The sequence below is a fragment of the Novipirellula herctigrandis genome, assembly GCA_007859835.1.
GTDB classification, from domain to species: Bacteria; Planctomycetota; Planctomycetia; order Pirellulales; family Pirellulaceae; genus Novipirellula_A; species Novipirellula_A herctigrandis.
On the sequence record SJPJ01000002.1, the window covers coordinates 473,772 to 489,677 of the forward strand.

The window sequence follows — 15,906 nt, forward strand, 5'->3', positions numbered from 1 at the left end:
GACACCTGCTGTGGAAGAACCATCCACCGAATCAGGTGAATCGGAACTGGAGGGAAGCGGCGAGACGACCGGTCAAGGCGAAGCGCAACAAGAAGCAACTGAAGAAGCAACTGAAGAAGCAACTGAAGAAGCAACTGCTATGCAAGAACCTGCCGCGGATGAGCAATTGAGTGAAGAAGAGAAGATGGAGCGATTGCAGTCCGAGCAAGAGAAGATCACCAAAGAGAACCAGCGGAAATTGGACGAGCGAAACGATCAACTCGAAACAGCACGTCGCCGCGTTCGCGAATTGAATGCTCGGTTCGCCGATTGGTACTACGTGATTCCTGAAGACACCTACCGAAAACTGCGAGTCACTCGAGAAGAGTTGATTCAAATGGCAGGTGCAGACAACGCTCAGCAACCACCACAAGGCGGAATGCCCAACATGGGCGGCATGCCTCAGTTTAACTTTGGTGCTCCTGGGCAATAGTCAATAACAGGTCATCCTGACAACGGCGGGTTTGCCCCAACGTCTTACTCGCCCAACGTCTTACTCGCCCAACGTCTTACTTGCCCAACGTCTTACTTGCCCAACGCGGATTATTTTGCGAGGCCGGGGCAAAGGCCGCAAACCCATGCCACCGCTAGGCAAACCGATCTGTACTCAAACACAATCTGCGCGCCCAAAAACGCTACGATAGGCGACCGACGTTCCGGCGCAGCAACGGTTTGCTTGATACCGGCTTCAAATGCGAGAATCATCCGGACGAGTATGCCAAACGCACATCGGCGCTGTCCATCTAGCCACCCCTGCTTCGCCGCCGCCCTTAGACTGCTTAAGGCGATCAGAGGGTTGCCCTTGGGTAATTGCTTCGGCGTTCCAAAAGAGCCTCTGAGCACCGTTTTGGGATCCTGAGGCCGCTGAGTAAACAACCGAGTGCCAAAAGAGGGCTATCGGGATTCCGATTCTACTAGATCCCAAGTTGCCGAATCGGTTTCCGCTTGCCAAAGGTTCACTAATGGCTCGCCGCTAAGAGCACTGCGAATAATCGACGCCATCGGCTCAGGGGCAACAACGGCGACCATCTCTTCACGGCTTTTTTTTACGACCTTTCGAATCGCCTTGACGACGCGAGCACGCGCATCACGGATCGATTCGCCACCTGGAGGACAAAGATCGTCCGGTGATTCTTGCCCCGTTCGGTAAACACGCGGTTGGTTACGACGCATTTCTTCGAGCAATTTCCCGTGCCACAAACCATGATCAATGTTCTTAAAGGCATCGATCACCTTCACACGCACGTCACGGCCCTTGGCCAAACGCTCAGCCGTTTCGCGAGCCGACTCACAAGGCGCTGCAAAAATGGTCTTCACGCGGATATCTGCTAGCTCGGCCGCAAGCAAATCAACCTGTGCACGCCCCTGATCACTCATCGGCATGTCCAACGAACCCTTGATTCGCTGTTCATCATCAAACTTGGTCGCGCCCGGACGAATGACGAGAACGCGAGACAAAACTGGCATCCGTAACATCATTATGCCTTCACCCCTCGTGTTGCGGTCGCCGACTTGATCGCCTGGTCGAGCTCAGCGAATGCTTCCGAATAATCATCGCTGTGAATGATCGACGAACCGACGACAAACAAGTCGCAGCCCGCGTCACGCGCCAGCACGATCGTCTCGGTGTTCATTCCACCGTCGATCTGCAGCAGCAATTCGGGATGATTGTCGCGAAGCAACCGAAGTTTTTCGAGCGAGATAGGATTGAACGACTGCCCACCAAAACCCGCCTTTACGCTCATCACCAAGACCATATCCACAAAATCGAGGCATGGTTCGAGGTCCGTTAGCTTCGTATCCGAATCAAGTGCAACCCCGACACCGACGCCAAGTTTGCGAAACTCTTTCGCAACAAACGCGGCATCCTCCACCGCCTCAACATGGAACGTCAACACATCCGCCCCGGCTTGGACCATGGGCTTAGCATAGCGAAGTGGTTCGCTGATCATCAAATGAACATCCAGCGGCAAATCAGTATGCCGCCGAAGCCCAGAAACCATCGGCATTCCGAAAGTCAAATTGGGAACGAAGTGACCATCCATCACATCCAGGTGCAGTGCCTGGGCACCCGCATCGGTCAGCCGTGTCACTTCGGATTTCATATCACCAAAGTCACACGACAAAATGCTCGGCATGATTGCCGGAGTCAGTTCGCGTATCGCATCGAGCGTCGCTCGGGGCATCCAAATTCTCACATCGTGTATTGATTCCCAATCTTCAAACCAAATGAAGATTGGTCTTATGCAGCCAACCGATTTGACAATCGCCTCATGCTGCAGGCCGGTGACGCTTTTGGCAGTCACCTTGGTTGTTCGACCTTCACGTTGCAGACGCCATGCCGATCGAACGCCCAATAGCCTGATCGCGCCGCAGGTCACCTGTCAATTCGCGACTTTCTGACACAACCACCCACCAGAAGGGTTTTGGCAACATTGATTCGCACAGAACACGTAAATCGGAGAGTCAAAAACCGAACAAGGGAAATCAAACAACCATAAAAAGTTTGAAAATTTCCGCCACCCAAATCCAATTTTACGCCGGAAATGACCATTTCAGCGCTAAGCCCACTGGCCCCCCGCAATTTTGCTAGCAACGACATTTTCGCACCGCTTCGTCAGCGGACACGCTCTCTTGCCGAACAGGCTGATTACGACAGCGAATGATGTTTTCTGACCCAGGCCACCGCGTCGTCGAGGGTGCGAGATAGATCGCCGATTTTGTAGTCAAGTTCCGCTTCAGCTCGTGATGAGTCGTGCCAATGAAATAAGCTGCTCATTCGAACGATGGCACTGTTAATGTCTCCTTCGTTGCCAGTGATACGTGCGCTAAGATCGCCCACTTGGCCGGCAACCCAGAGAGCGATCGGACCGGTGCGGGCAATGGGCACGCGTGTTCCCATACGGCTTGCAATCTCGCGCCAAAGTTGAAGGTAGGTGATGTTGTGCCCACCCAAGATAAACGCTCTGCCGCTATCGCCACCTTTCTCAATCGCGGTGATGGCTGCGGATGCTACGTTCCGCGAATCGCACACACAACATCCGCCTCGAGGTGCAAACGGTCGCCATGCTTTTCCGACTTCCAGAATCATTCGCCCGCTACTCGGTTTCCAATCCCAAGGCCCAAGCATGAAACCGGGATGCACAATCGCGGCCCGCAATCCACGCTGGACGCCGCTGATGACTTCGTCGACCCCCGCTCGTTTGCTAACGACGTAGTTACAGGGGATTTGCGAATTGGTTTCATCGATCGGCGTGGTTTCGTTTGACGGCGCACTTCGTGATCCGATTGCGACTGCGTCGACGGTTCCCACGTGAACCAACTTGCGATCATGGGCGATGCATGCATCGACGATCGAACGAGTCCCATCGGCGTTAACTCGCATCGATTCCGCTAGCCGCTTCCAACCAAGATGAATTAGCCCTGCACAATGAATAACGGCATCAGAGTGACGGATCGTACGATCGATAGCGTCGACACTCGACAGATCACCAATTACGGGCTCAGTCAAAAGCCCACCGAATACGCGCGACTCGGGTTCTCGTCGCACAAGGGCGACGGTTTCATGCCCCGCCTGTTCCAATTGTCGCAGGATTGAATTACCAAGAAGTCCTGTACCACCAGTTACAAACACTCGCATCTCTTTGCACTCAAATCCCTACAGAGTCATCGGATGGTATCTCGCCCGCGAAACACTTCTAAACGCGCTACCGAATTTCGCAGACAGCCAAAAAGATTCACGCTCAGAGCCTTTTCAACCAGCCCCTTTCCAACATCCATTCCTGATGTTTGCCTTACCCGGAGACCTTCAAAAAACCCGAAATCACGACAACCACCACCGCCAAGACCAACATTCGCGCCAGCCACTTGGCTCGTTCTTTTCGCATCCACTCCAATTTGCTGCTCTTTCCGACCAAGCCGGATGCGAGAAAGAAGATCACCAGCGCGATGAGTATCTTGGTGCCCACTAACGCGTGATAGATCCCATCACCTTCATGATTTGGAATCGCTCGGACATAGTTGTAAATTCCACTGAGAATAAACAACAAAATACCAGCATGTACGAACCGTTTCCAACGTCCGATGACCAATTGCGACAACCGTTGGTGAGACGCATCATCAAGCTGTTTTGCCGATGGCATTAGCACCAGAAGCATGAACGTCGATCCGCCAACCAACGTGATGGCCGTGGCTATGTGAATGACGCGTGAGACAACATCGAGTGCGAACATGATTGATCCCGTTTTAGATTTGATTGGACGACCATCTAGCGCGTCATCCCAAGCCGAAGCATATGTGCGATCGATCGAATCGCTTCACGAAAGGTCAATTTACTCTTCCCACGTTCCCGGTCGGTGAATGTGATCGGCACTTCGCCCATCTTGGCACCCTGTTTATTCAATTGAACCAACAATTCCTCAAGCAAAGAATAACCTTGGCTCTGCAATTGATCCAAATCGACCTTCTTGAGCGAGGAAACTCGGTAACATCGCATTGACCCGCTACAATCCTTCACTGGCAAACCAAGACACAGCGTCGCAAATCGATTCAAAACCCGACTCATGACTCGCCGATGCCACGGCCATCCGACCAACTTGCCGCCTTTGACGTATCGCGAGCCAATGACCACCGCCATCGCAGACGAGTCGATCATCTTATGCAACATGGAGGGCAATTGAGCAGGATCGTGGCTCAGGTCACCATCAAGATTGATAAAGAAATCGTAGTCACCGACAATCGCTTCACCGATCGCACGCCGAATCGCACCACCAAGCCCTCGCTCGTTTTCGCGAACAAGGACGCGAATCGATGTATCGTCCTTGTATTCTTCATTGACGATCCGAGCCGTGCCGTCGGGCGAATTGTCGTCAACGATCAAGATGTCTGCTTCGGGCAATGCGTCGCTGATCCGATCAATCAGAAGGCGAATATTCGCCGCTTCGTTGTACGTGCAAACGCCAACGAGAACACGAATGGACGACGTTTTATCCGGTAAGGCGTGGGGGAGTGTTTGGTTAACCAAGGGAGTGCGAGGGTTCAGTGAGCCAGATCAACAGAAACGAGTCTTGATTGTAAAGATGTCTCGGAATTTGGCGACCCCGTTAAGTGAATCGGAGACGTCCACTTGGGCAAATCGGCCAAACCATGACAAATGCCGACAACGATTGGTCGAACCGATTGGGCATCGTTTTGATCAGATGATGCGAAATTATCAATTGACGCTGGGCGAGCAATATTTGCCGTCAACGCGAGTTCGACCGGCAGGCCTTTCGCGTTGCATTGACGGAGCGTGCGATTGATTCGTCGGACATTCCAAGAGGCCAATATATTCCGAGCCGCCTGCAAAAAACCGCCCACGGGACTCACCAGATCAAAACGAGTCCCGCAGCCCCCTTCGCTGGCAATATCCTTTGCCAACGCTGCGTAGAAATCCGCGCGCAGCGTGATTTCGACAGGCGTCACCAACACCGGAGTGGTTGACTCGTGTCGGCTCATTCGTATCAATTCGACAGCAAGTCGTCGTAGCGACATAGTGAGTGTCTACCCTTCGGTTCCGGTTCGCATGCGGTGAAGCATGGCTCGAAAGTCGACCGACACTTTCGTCTCTTCGCTTTCGACCGATGCCGAATCCGTCCGATGACAAAGATCCATGTCATCTTCGATGATTAGTAGATCACTATCGTCGCCGATGAGAATCCCGCCACTTTGAATGCTGGCGTCATCTTCAATCGATTCTTCGATCGCTACATTGTCATGAATGTGGAGCGACACGACTGGCTCCGGTTCAACATTGGCATTGTCAACCGAATCCGATTCTTGATGCAATTCCTGTTTCGAATCCACTCGTGATTCCGCTTCCAAATCGGCCTCGCCACCACAGCCACAACTTTGGCAATCCCCTTGGCAATGATCAGCCGCATAAATTTCGGACGCTAAGGCCAAATCGGATATCCCGATGATCTCTTGATGCAGCATCGCTTCGATTTCGGCAGGCTGCGTTTCTTGATTTGAAGACGTTCGTTCAGCGGTTTCGTTCGCCACATCGGCCGACGCACCTTCAACCGCACCTTCAACCGCACCTTCAACCGCACCTTCAACCGCACAGGGCAATAAAACCGGCATCACTCTGTTGCCGACATAAACGTCTTCCTCATCCTCAAATTCGCCAAAGACCTCTTCGGGGTTTACCACGACTTGGGCGGGCGGTGCTTCTTCGGACAGTGCCTGTTCGATCGTCTGCGAGCTATCCAATTCGGTTTCCAGCACGTCGACCGGCTCATCGGTGATAATATCACCACTGACCATGTTCTCGTTCGCAATCGTTTCACGAGTCATCGGTGCCAACAATTCCATCTCGTTCTCGATCGCGACTTCTTGAATCGGTTTTTCTTTGTGGTCAGCGTATGAAGCCGAACCAAGTTCATCAAGCTCGCCAAACTCGATGGTCGATTCACTCGACTGCAGCGTTGGTGGTTCGATCATGGGACTAGGCAATTGTTGCAATTGAGCCCAGGCACGGTCGATCATCAGCTCGGCGATTAATGTCTGATCGGACTCTTCCGCGATATCAATCGCTTCGGTCATGATTTGATTGATTAACCGTGGCACGCCACAACACGCGTGATGAACCGAGGCAATCGCCGGGTCCGTAATCGTGCTGCCCGGGTCCGCACCACACGCACGGATCGTTTCATGGATATAGTGCCGCGTTTCTTCGCTGTTCATTGGATGCAAATAGCATCGTGCCGCTATCCGCTGAGTGAACGCTTCGAGTGCTGGCGAAGTCAAGGCGTCGTCAAGTTTCACGCCACCAACAACCACGGCGAAAACACGCGGCTCTCCTTGACGATGGATGTTTGTCGACATGCGAATCGCTTCTAGCACTTCGGCATCCAACGCTTGCGCCTCGTCGATGATAATCAACAAGCCTTCATTATTAGAATCACTTCCCGACACGCGGTCGACAAGCGCCAATTGCAGATCCGAATCGTTCAGCTCGCGATAGTCAGCACCAAGGTGATGGAGTAAATGACGAAGATATCCTGCACGAGTTTCAATCGGCGTTTCATTCAGGATCACGACATCGTGAGTTTCACGATAACGGTCAACCAACAGAGAGCAAAGAAGCGATTTACCCGTACCCGATGGTCCGACCACCAATGAAACGCCCTCACGAGCATCGACGCTTCGGCAAACGCGTGTCATGGCGTCCGCAATCGACCCCAAAGGTACGTAGCGACTCACGCTCGGAAACGCGGGAAATGGGGGAATAACGTATTGCGATGCAGAGGATTGTTCAGAAGGACACATCGTTCTATGAGTCTCTTTTGGAGTGGCGAAATTCAGCGAACCAAGCGGAAGGTGGTTCCCTATAATCGGTATGATCGGCACAATCGCCACCAATCCTGAGCTGATTCCAAAGCCAACTCGCTATCAATGCCACTTTTTGCATCCATTCGCGTTTCACGCCAAACGCAATGAAACTCAACCGTCACTCCGCTTAACACCCGATAACGACAAACTCGACATCGTTGCAGTTACGGTGCCCCCAATCACGCAAAAGCGAGGCGAAATATACGTGCGCGACAAACATACGAATGAGATACGCCGCATCTCGATTGGCGATTGCGTTGAGAGATTCCAAGCAATTACAGATACCTAGCGAAGCGAAGCACTTGCGTCCTCGCTCCCAATTAGACAACTGTATAACGACGGCTCACCCAACGACGGCTCACCGAGGTAACTACTGTTCACCGAGGTAATTGCCATAGGTGATCACCAGCGTTGCGATCACGATGATTGCCATGCCGATGTGCAATACTCGCTTCGGTTTGCGGTCGGCTCCTTCCCATTCGCGAAACACGAACCCGAAAATGTTGCTGAACAGAATCAGCATCGACATGTGCAGGGCCCAGCTAGTGAATCCGTACTTGGTGCCCATATTTGCGTGGCCCATTCCGTAGAAGAAGAACTGAAAATACCAAAACGCACCGCTTACTAGCGCCATCAAGTAATAGAAGCCCAGGTTTCCTCCGCTCTCTTTTGGCAGACGCACCAATTGGCTGGCGGAGCCATTGCGGCGAATCAAGAAAAGGCAGCCGATAAAGTTGGTGAAAAACGCTCCGCCATTCGAAAACGGATAGATCGCATTCATTTTCAATAGCTCATTTGCACCGTTCGCCAAAGCAGCTTTTTCGAGCGGTTCACCCGCCAACAATGCAAAGTTAAACAGAGCCGACAAGACACCCGCCATGATTGCCAGCGGCACTCCGACGCGAAACGAGAACTGGCTTTTCGATTCACTGCCATCGGCATTGTTGGATTTTTCGCGAAGAGCGCCGGCCCATCCGCAGAACAGAATGCCAAGTAGCGAAAGGATGATTCCTGCCAAAACAATCTGTCCCGGCGTCGTCGAAAACTTGTCATCGAGCAACCAAACGAATCCATCATTGGGATTCCAAATTAGCGGAAAGATTGTCCCAAGTCCTGCGGAAATGCCAATCGCGATGGCATAGTTCAGCGAAAACCCGATGTACCGAATCCCGAGTCCAAACGTCAGTCCACCAATTCCATAAATGGCACCGAGGACGAACGAACGCAACATCACATCGCCGGGAACACTCGCCAGCACATCGATGTAATTCGGGATAGTCAAAAACGCACCGATGATCGGAAGAATCAACCAAGCGAACGAGGCTTGAGCAATCCAGTAAATTTCCCACGACCATGCCTTCGTCTTTTTCTGAGGCGTGTAGCAACTCGAGGAAGACAAAGCGCCGACTGCATGGAGTGCGGCACCGACTATTGGATTGGGAACCATCAAAAAACCTTCGCCGTGCGAGTGAAAGAAAACAAATATGTATGTTATGGGAAAAGTTGCTACTGTTTCTTGCTGACAAAGAGCAAATGGTCGCATACCAATACCGTATCGCCATGTTGATTGACCACTTCCAAGTGTTCCGTGACAATCCCCATCTCAGGCCGCTTGTGATGGTCCCGTTTTTCCGAGATCGTGACGACCGTGTGTAACGTGTCGTTAATAAAGACGGGCTTCAAAAACCGCAGCCGATCGTAACCGTAACTCATTGCGACCGGGTTAATTTCGTTTGCCGTTAAGCCAACGCCGACAGAAAAAGTCAAAGTACCGTGAACGATGCGTTGTTTGAAATCCTGAGTCTTGCACCACTCAGCGTCCATATGGTGCGGAAAAAAGTCGCCTGTTTGGCCGGCGTGCAGCACAATATCGGCCTCGGTAATCGTTCGCCCAAGCGTCGTACGTTGGGAATCGATTTGGTAGTCTTCGTAATAAGTCTCTTGAAACATGCTATGCCTTTCTAAAAATCTCGGTGAGTCGGTCAACCGCTTGACGCACCGCTGGTAGTAAGACGGAGTTTTGTGTTTTCTGAGTCCACTTCAAAATACAGGGAACACCAAGGACGACGTCTTCGCCAAGCCACACGCGGGGAATCAAAATATCGACATCCAACACACCGGGTGTCGGAGAACTAGGAGCCACTAGTTCGAATTTGCGTTGCAACGACTTCAACTGTGCGTCAACCTTTGATCGCTGTGGAGCAGTCATTTCCAAATAGTCCGTGTCGCTTTGAAGCCAAAGGTTGCGTGTTTCGATCGGCAAATGGGCCAGCAACAATTTGCCAGCGGTGGTTTGCACCGCCGCGTAGGTTGTCTCTTCGCTGATGTTCAGCGAGTGCATATGGGGACTCGGTTGATTGTGGATCACTCGTACCCTACCACCATCAAGAATCGACAAATGACACGATTCGCCAACCGTATGAGCAAGCTCGCGCATTGGTCCCGATGCGACGTCACGGAAACGTTGATGCGCCGGACATAACTGAGCCAAACTGTACAATCGCATGGTCGGGCGGTATTCACCCGAACCGGGGTCGCGCTGCACATACCCGCGCTGCTCGAGACAATTCAAAAGACGAAACACGGAACTAACTGGCTTGCCAGTCTCTAACGCAATCGCTTTCTGAGAGAGCGATTCGGGCGATGCCAACAACAATTCCATCAGGTCAAGACCGTGGTCGAACGCAGGAACGCTGTATTTGATCGCTGCGGACATTAGCCACACCAAAAAGACGAAAGAGACGGAATGGGCGTGTTTCGTGACCCAGCGCGCAATTCACAATGCAAAAATAAACGACAGTATTCTAAAATACCGCTTGACCAGTTGCCGCACAAGTGTTTTCATATATGAAATCTAATTCTTGTCCGTAAAAACGCGTGACTCTCGATGACTCATCCTCCTGTCCACCTTCGCGGTATCACTTGGGACCACACTCGGGGCTACGTTCCAATGGTCGCGACAGCCCAACGCTTTGGTGAATTGCACCCCGGCGTGTCGATCTCGTGGGAAAAGCGTTCTCTGCAAGAGTTCGCCGATCAGCCGCTTGAGGAATTGGCCGCCAAATACGACCTGCTTGTGATCGACCATCCCTGGGCGGGTTTTGCATCCGAACATGGCGTTTTGAAATCGCTCAATTCACTGTTGCCCTCGGATTACCTTGCGGATCAAGCCGAACAAACGGTGGGTCCGTCATTCGAAAGCTATTCGTTTGATGACCAGCAATGGGCGTTGGCGATCGATGCGGCAACCCCCGTCGCTTCATGGCGCCCGGATTTGTTGGCGCAAAATGATACAACCGTCCCCGCGACATGGGAGGAACTTCTTGCATTGGCCCGCTGTGGCTTGGTACTCGTTCCCGGAATCGCGCAAGACACGTTGATGAATTTCTACATGCTCGGTTGCCGATTGAGCGACGATGTTAGCGAAGGCGGTTTGTTTACGAGTGAAGAGGAAGTCATTTCAGAGACGCTGGGATTAGAAATACTTGAACGGCTCCGAGAGTTAGCCAATTGGTTGCCCGTCGAATCATTCGAGTGGAACCCGATTCGCATTTACGAAATGATGACCCAACACGACGAATGGGCGTACTGCCCGTTCGCTTACGGCTATTCCAACTACGCTCGAGCCGGCTATGCACGCCGACGATTAAAATACGGTGACGTGGTTCAATACAAAGATGGCCCGCTGCGAACGACTCTGGGAGGCACGGGGCTAGCCGTTTCAAGTAAATGCAAACATTTGGACACGGCGACCGCGTATGTGAAAATGGTTGCCGGTGCCGAATGCCAACAAACACAATTCACCGAAAATGGCGGACAACCCGGTTATCGCAAAGCGTGGCTCGACGATGAAATGAATCGCCGAACAGACAATTATTTCTGCGACACGTTGCCTTGTTTGGATCGCGCCTACTTGCGACCTCGCTATAGCGGAAGTCTTCAATTCCAAGGTCGCGATGGCGGTGGCGCCCCAATCCGTGCCTACTTGATGGACGGTGGCGACCCTAAGAAAGTGCTCGAACAATTGAACGCAATGTATCGCGCATCGCAACAAGGAAAATCTCTATGAGGCCACTCGAAGGGCTATTGGTGCTTGAGTTCTGTCAATATCTCGCCGGCCCTTGGGCGGGATTACGATTGGCGGATCTTGGGGCAACCGTCATCAAAATCGAGCGTCCGGTAAAAGGCGAAGCTTGTCGGCAATTGGCGACAAAGAACCTGTTCGTCGATGGTGACAGCCTAGTTTTTCATACGATCAATCGAGGGAAACAATCGTTCGCAGCCAACCTGAAAGACCCCGAGGACTTGGCAACCGTGAAGAAGCTTGTCGCTCGTGCGGACGTGATGACGCATAACTTTCGCCCGGGTGTGATGGACAAACTCGGCCTCAACTATGATGTCGTTCGCCAATTAAACCCTGGGATTATCTATGGCGAAGTGTCGGGGTACGGCAAGGAAGGACCATGGCGAAACAAGCCAGGGCAGGACCTTTTGGCTCAATCAATGACCGGTTTGATGTTCCTATCGGGTCGTCGCGATTCCCCGCCGGTGCCGTTTGGACTCGCATCTGCTGACGCAATTTGCGGCGTCCATTTTGCTCAAGGTATCTTGGCGGCGCTAGTGCGTCGCGGAAAAACCAAACAAGGTGCGTTGGTCGAAGTGAGCCTGGTCGAATCGACCATTGATATGCAATTCGAGGCTTTGACGACATTTTTGAACGATGGTCACCGATTGCCAAACCGAAGCCCTCGCTTTGCCGCACATCCTTATCAAGGTGCACCCTACGGCGTTTATCCGACCAGCAACGGACATTTAGCCTTAGCGATGGGACCGCTTGACGTGCTCGGGCAAATGTTAGAATTGGCGCAGATCGCTCAGTACACGGACAAACGATCCCGTTTTCAGCACGCGGACGCTATCCGTCAAGAGATCGCTGACAAACTAAAAACAGAATCCACATCGCATTGGTTGCAGCTGTTGGAACCGGCTGATGTTTGGTGTGCAGAGGTGCTGACCTATGACGAACTTCGCGAGCGAGGCGGATACCAAATTTTAGAGATGGAACAAGAAGTCCGTCGTGCCGATTCCGTCGTGAAGACTCTGCGCTGCCCTATTCGAATTAATGGCGAGCGATTGTTCTGCACGGATGCTGCACCGCGCGTTGGCAGCGATACCGATCGAGTTCTGAAAGAGATCTCCGATGCCTGAACAAACCCCTCCTGAAAAGCACGCCGAAGTTCCCTCGTTCAATGTCGAAGATTGGATGTACGAGGACTTCGAGATCGGTCTGAAACGCCGTTCGATTTGCCGGACAATTTCCGAAGGCGAAGCGATGATGTTTAACGCAATGGTGTTGGACATGCATCCCTACGTCGGCGATCAACGTTTCGCAGAAAACGAAGGTGCGTTCGGAAAACGTCTCGTCGCCGGAGCTCAAGTTTTCAGCTATGGCCTCGGTCTGATGGCAAACAACAACGTCCATACCTTCAGCTACGGCTACGACAAACTGCGTTTTATCAAACCCGTCTTTATCGGCGATACGATCTACACGATTCGCACGCATTTAAGCAAACGGCCAAAGTACAAAGAAATGGGCTTGGTTGTCGTTAGCTACGAGATTTTTAAGAACGAAGGTGAGTTGGTGATGTACGCCGAGCACTTACAGACTGTCAAATATCGTGATCCATCAAAATGGACCGGCGAATTGGAAAAGAAGGTTTAGCCCCAAATCACTCCCCTCAGGGAATCCAACATGAAAAGCTTGCTCCTTACCTCCGTGCTGTCGATTGCTTGCTGTATCGCAGGTTATCCGCTCTCAGCAGAGGAACCTTCCGATAGCCCTTCCAGTGCTGCTTTCAAGGCCGATTGGGAATCACTGCAACAGTACAAGTGCCCCGATTGGTTCCGCGATGCGAAATTTGGAATCTACGCTCACTGGGGTCTGTACTCTGCTCCGCGAGGCCACAGCAACACCGACTGGTACGGCCGAAACATGTACAAGGAAGGCCATCCGAACAATGTCGAACACCTGCAGCGTTTCGGCGAACTGGATGAGTTTGGGTACAAAGACTTTGCGCCGCTGTTTACTGCGGAAAACTTCAACGCCGACGAATGGGTCGACATCTATGTGAAAGCGGGCGCTCGGTTCGCAGGCCCCGTAGGCGAACACGCCGATGGTTTTTCGATGTGGGATTCGAAAGTCAATCCCTGGAATGCCGTCGACAAAGGCCCCAAACGTGACGTCGTTGCCGAGATGAAAAAGGCTGTCGAAAAGCGTGGTTTGAAGTTTCTGGTCAGCATGCACCATTCATGGCTTTGGGGTTGGTATCCGACATGGGACAAAAACACCGACGCAGGGGACCCCAAGTACGCATCCCTCTACGGCGAACCGCTTCCATCCATCCGAGCACAAGGCGTCGGTTTGCGGTACGCAGTCCGTTCGAACATGTGGACCGATCCGATGCCTTCGGATGAATTTGAAAAAGTGTGGCTCGAAAAGATCAACGAAGTCGTAACCGGCTACGCACCGGACTTGCTGTGGTTTGACAACCGCATGCAGATCCTAACTGAAAAAGCCCGCATGCAAATGGCCGCTGGCTACTACAACCATGCAATGAAGAATGGCCAAGAACCCGTATTGACCTACAAGCGTCCCGATTTGGCTATTGGAACAGCGACGGTTGACCTGGAACGCAGTCGCATGCCTGACATCTATCCAGACCCGTGGCTGACCGACACATCGATTTCACCTTCAACGTGGGCCTACGCGGTTGACATGGATGTTTATCCGGTGGATCGAGTTGTCCATGACCTCATCGACATCGTCAGCAAGAACGGATGTATGTTGCTGAATGTTGCACCCACCCCCGATGGCTTGATCCCCGAAGAGCAAAAGAAAATTCTATTGGGGATAGGCGAATGGTTGAAAGTCAATGGGGAAGCGATCTATGGGTCGCGTCCTTGGTTGATGTTTGGCGAAGGTCCCACGGTGACTCCCGTAGGGCATCTATCCGACGTTGGCTTCAAGGGATTTTCGGATGATGACATTCGCTACACGACCAACAACGGAAACCTATACGCGATCGCGCTGGGAATTCCCAAAGATGGAAAAGATGTCCGATGTGGTTGGTTGGGCACAGCGACTTATCGCGGTGAGATCAACGACGTTTCGCTTGTCGGTCACGATGAAAAAATCAATTGGAAACGCAGCGTCGATGGTTTGATGATCGAAGTACCATCCGACACCGCCCTGAAGCACGCTCTCGTGTTCCGAATCAAGAGAGAACAATGAAACCGCTCGAAGATATTCTCGTTGTCGATTTAAGCCAATTCTTGTCGGGACCTTCCGCTAGTCTTCGACTGGCGGACCTGGGGGCTCGCGTGATCAAAATCGAACGCCCCGAAACAGGTGACATTTGTCGCCATTTATACGTTTCGGATGTGGACATCGACGGCGAATCGACGATTTTTCACGCGATCAATCGCAACAAGGAAGGCTACCAAGCGGACCTAAAAAATGCCGATGACCTAGCGAAGGTCAGACAATTGATCGACCGAGCCGATGTAGTCATTCACAACTTTCGCCCGGGCGTGATCGACCGGTTTGGCTTGGACTACAAAAGCGTCAAAGCGACGAACCCAACCGTTGTATATGGCGAGATTAGTGGATACGGCAAAGAGGGTCCTTGGCGAGAAAAGGCAGGTCAGGATCTTTTGGCACAGTCGTTGTCGGGCATGACTTGGCTCAGTGGCAATGCATCCGACGGGCCAGTACCGGTCGGCGTGGCGGTAGCCGACATTTGGGCTGGCGCGTTATTAGTAACCGGAATTTTGGCTTGTTTGGTACGCCGATCGGTCCGCGGCGAAGGTGGATTAGTCGAAGTCAATATGCTCGAAGCAATGCTCGATTACCAATTCGAACCAATGACGGTCTACTTACAAGACGGCGAACTTCCCCAGCGAACCAAAACCAATAACGCACACGCACTTCTTGGTGCTCCGTATGGAGTCTACGCAACGAGTGACGGCTATCTGTCGCTTGCCATGGGCAGTATCCCCGCGCTCGGTGCGCTATTGGATTGCCCTGCGTTGACCGAGTACACCGACCCCAATAGTTGGTATGACGAGCGAGACACGATCAAACAGATATTGGTCGACCTGCTGAAAACTCGATCGACAACCGATTGGTTGGCGATTCTTGAACCAGCAGACATTTGGTGCGCTGAAGTCCTGAATTGGAAAACGATGATGGACCACGAAGGGTTCCAAATCTTGGGGATGACTCAGGAGGTCATGCGAGGTAACGGAACAACCTACGCAACCACATGTTGCCCGATACGAATCGATGGTAAGCGATTGACTGCGGAACGAGGTTCCTGCGACCTAGGCGAGCATAATGCCGCGATCGATCAAGAGTTTGCAATTTGATCATCAAGAAGAGCTGCGGTATTTTCTGGCCGCTTTTTAACAGCAAACGAAGGAACTAAAAGATTG

At 52.2% G+C, this 15,906-nt stretch carries 16 protein-coding genes and 1 pseudogene; 7 read left to right on the top strand and 10 right to left on the bottom strand.

The features are described 5' to 3' along the window. Nucleotides 1-472, top strand: a pseudogene (locus CA13_RS35985) (DUF4340 domain-containing protein); the annotation flags it as partial. Nucleotides 473-933: 461 nt separating this feature from the next. Here CA13_RS35985 and CA13_RS32575 read toward each other — a convergent pair. From CA13_RS32575 to CA13_RS32605, 7 genes are all read right to left on the bottom strand, one after another. Next, nucleotides 934-1,515: a histidine phosphatase family protein gene (locus CA13_RS32575; RefSeq protein ID WP_419195261.1), complete on the bottom strand. Its 582-nt coding sequence runs from the start codon at nt 1,513-1,515 to the stop codon at nt 934-936. 2 nt (nt 1,516-1,517) lie between these two features. Continuing rightward, the gene (gene rpe, locus CA13_RS32580) at nt 1,518-2,225 is read right to left on the bottom strand and encodes a ribulose-phosphate 3-epimerase (RefSeq protein ID WP_146404275.1); all 708 of its coding nucleotides are present in this window, start codon (nt 2,223-2,225) and stop codon (nt 1,518-1,520) included. Nucleotides 2,226-2,689: 464 nt separating this feature from the next. Beyond that, entirely contained in the window at nt 2,690-3,679 is a 990-nt protein-coding gene (locus CA13_RS32585) for an NAD-dependent epimerase/dehydratase family protein (RefSeq protein WP_146404276.1), read from the bottom strand. A gap of 154 nt (nt 3,680-3,833) precedes the next feature. Next, entirely contained in the window at nt 3,834-4,271 is a 438-nt protein-coding gene (locus CA13_RS32590) for a hypothetical protein (RefSeq protein ID WP_146404277.1), read from the bottom strand. 35 nt (nt 4,272-4,306) lie between these two features. Next, nucleotides 4,307-5,062, bottom strand: a complete 756-nt coding sequence (locus CA13_RS32595) for a polyprenol monophosphomannose synthase (protein ID WP_146404278.1) — start codon at nt 5,060-5,062, stop codon at nt 4,307-4,309. 14 nt (nt 5,063-5,076) lie between these two features. Further along, on the bottom strand, nt 5,077-5,571 hold the full coding sequence (locus tag CA13_RS32600; protein WP_146404279.1) for a hypothetical protein: 495 nt from the start codon (nt 5,569-5,571) through the stop codon (nt 5,077-5,079). A gap of 9 nt (nt 5,572-5,580) precedes the next feature. Beyond that, nucleotides 5,581-7,350, bottom strand: coding sequence for an ExeA family protein (locus CA13_RS32605; protein WP_146404280.1), 1,770 nt, complete (start codon nt 7,348-7,350; stop codon nt 5,581-5,583). Nucleotides 7,351-7,420: 70 nt separating this feature from the next. Between CA13_RS32605 and CA13_RS32610 the strand changes: the two genes are divergently transcribed. Next, the gene (locus CA13_RS32610) at nt 7,421-7,702 is read left to right on the top strand and encodes a hypothetical protein (protein ID WP_146404281.1); all 282 of its coding nucleotides are present in this window, start codon (nt 7,421-7,423) and stop codon (nt 7,700-7,702) included. An 81-nt stretch (nt 7,703-7,783) separates the two neighbouring features. On the opposite strand, the gene CA13_RS32615 is transcribed toward CA13_RS32610, so the two are convergent. From CA13_RS32615 to CA13_RS32625, 3 genes are read right to left on the bottom strand one after another with little or no spacing between them, the layout of a single operon-like run. Then, entirely contained in the window at nt 7,784-8,860 is a 1,077-nt protein-coding gene (locus CA13_RS32615; protein ID WP_419195262.1) for an L-rhamnose/proton symporter RhaT, read from the bottom strand. Nucleotides 8,861-8,919: 59 nt separating this feature from the next. Further along, entirely contained in the window at nt 8,920-9,363 is a 444-nt protein-coding gene (locus tag CA13_RS32620; RefSeq protein ID WP_146404283.1) for a MaoC family dehydratase, read from the bottom strand. Between the two features lies 1 nt (nt 9,364). Continuing rightward, on the bottom strand, nt 9,365-10,129 hold the full coding sequence (locus CA13_RS32625) for an IclR family transcriptional regulator (protein ID WP_146404284.1): 765 nt from the start codon (nt 10,127-10,129) through the stop codon (nt 9,365-9,367). Between the two features lie 171 nt (nt 10,130-10,300). Between CA13_RS32625 and CA13_RS32630 the strand changes: the two genes are divergently transcribed. The 5 genes from CA13_RS32630 to CA13_RS32650 are packed head-to-tail and all read left to right on the top strand — an operon-like array spanning nt 10,301 to nt 15,840. Next, entirely contained in the window at nt 10,301-11,482 is a 1,182-nt protein-coding gene (locus CA13_RS32630; RefSeq protein ID WP_146404285.1) for an ABC transporter substrate-binding protein, read from the top strand. Continuing rightward, a complete protein-coding gene (locus CA13_RS32635) occupies nt 11,479-12,621 on the top strand; it encodes a CaiB/BaiF CoA transferase family protein (RefSeq protein ID WP_146404286.1) in 1,143 nt (380 codons plus the stop codon). Before CA13_RS32630 ends, CA13_RS32635 begins: the two co-directional genes overlap by 4 nt. After that, nucleotides 12,614-13,135 carry a MaoC family dehydratase gene (locus CA13_RS32640; RefSeq protein ID WP_146404287.1) on the top strand — a complete coding sequence of 174 codons (522 nt, stop codon included), beginning with the start codon at nt 12,614-12,616 and terminating at the stop codon, nt 13,133-13,135. The genes CA13_RS32635 and CA13_RS32640 overlap by 8 nt, the downstream gene beginning before the upstream one ends. A 30-nt stretch (nt 13,136-13,165) precedes the next feature. Beyond that, complete coding sequence (locus CA13_RS32645) at nt 13,166-14,704, top strand: alpha-L-fucosidase (RefSeq protein WP_146404288.1); 1,539 nt, start codon at nt 13,166-13,168, stop codon at nt 14,702-14,704. Continuing rightward, complete coding sequence (locus tag CA13_RS32650; protein ID WP_146404289.1) at nt 14,701-15,840, top strand: CaiB/BaiF CoA transferase family protein; 1,140 nt, start codon at nt 14,701-14,703, stop codon at nt 15,838-15,840. Before CA13_RS32645 ends, CA13_RS32650 begins: the two co-directional genes overlap by 4 nt. The last annotated feature ends 66 nt before the right edge of the window (nt 15,841-15,906 follow it).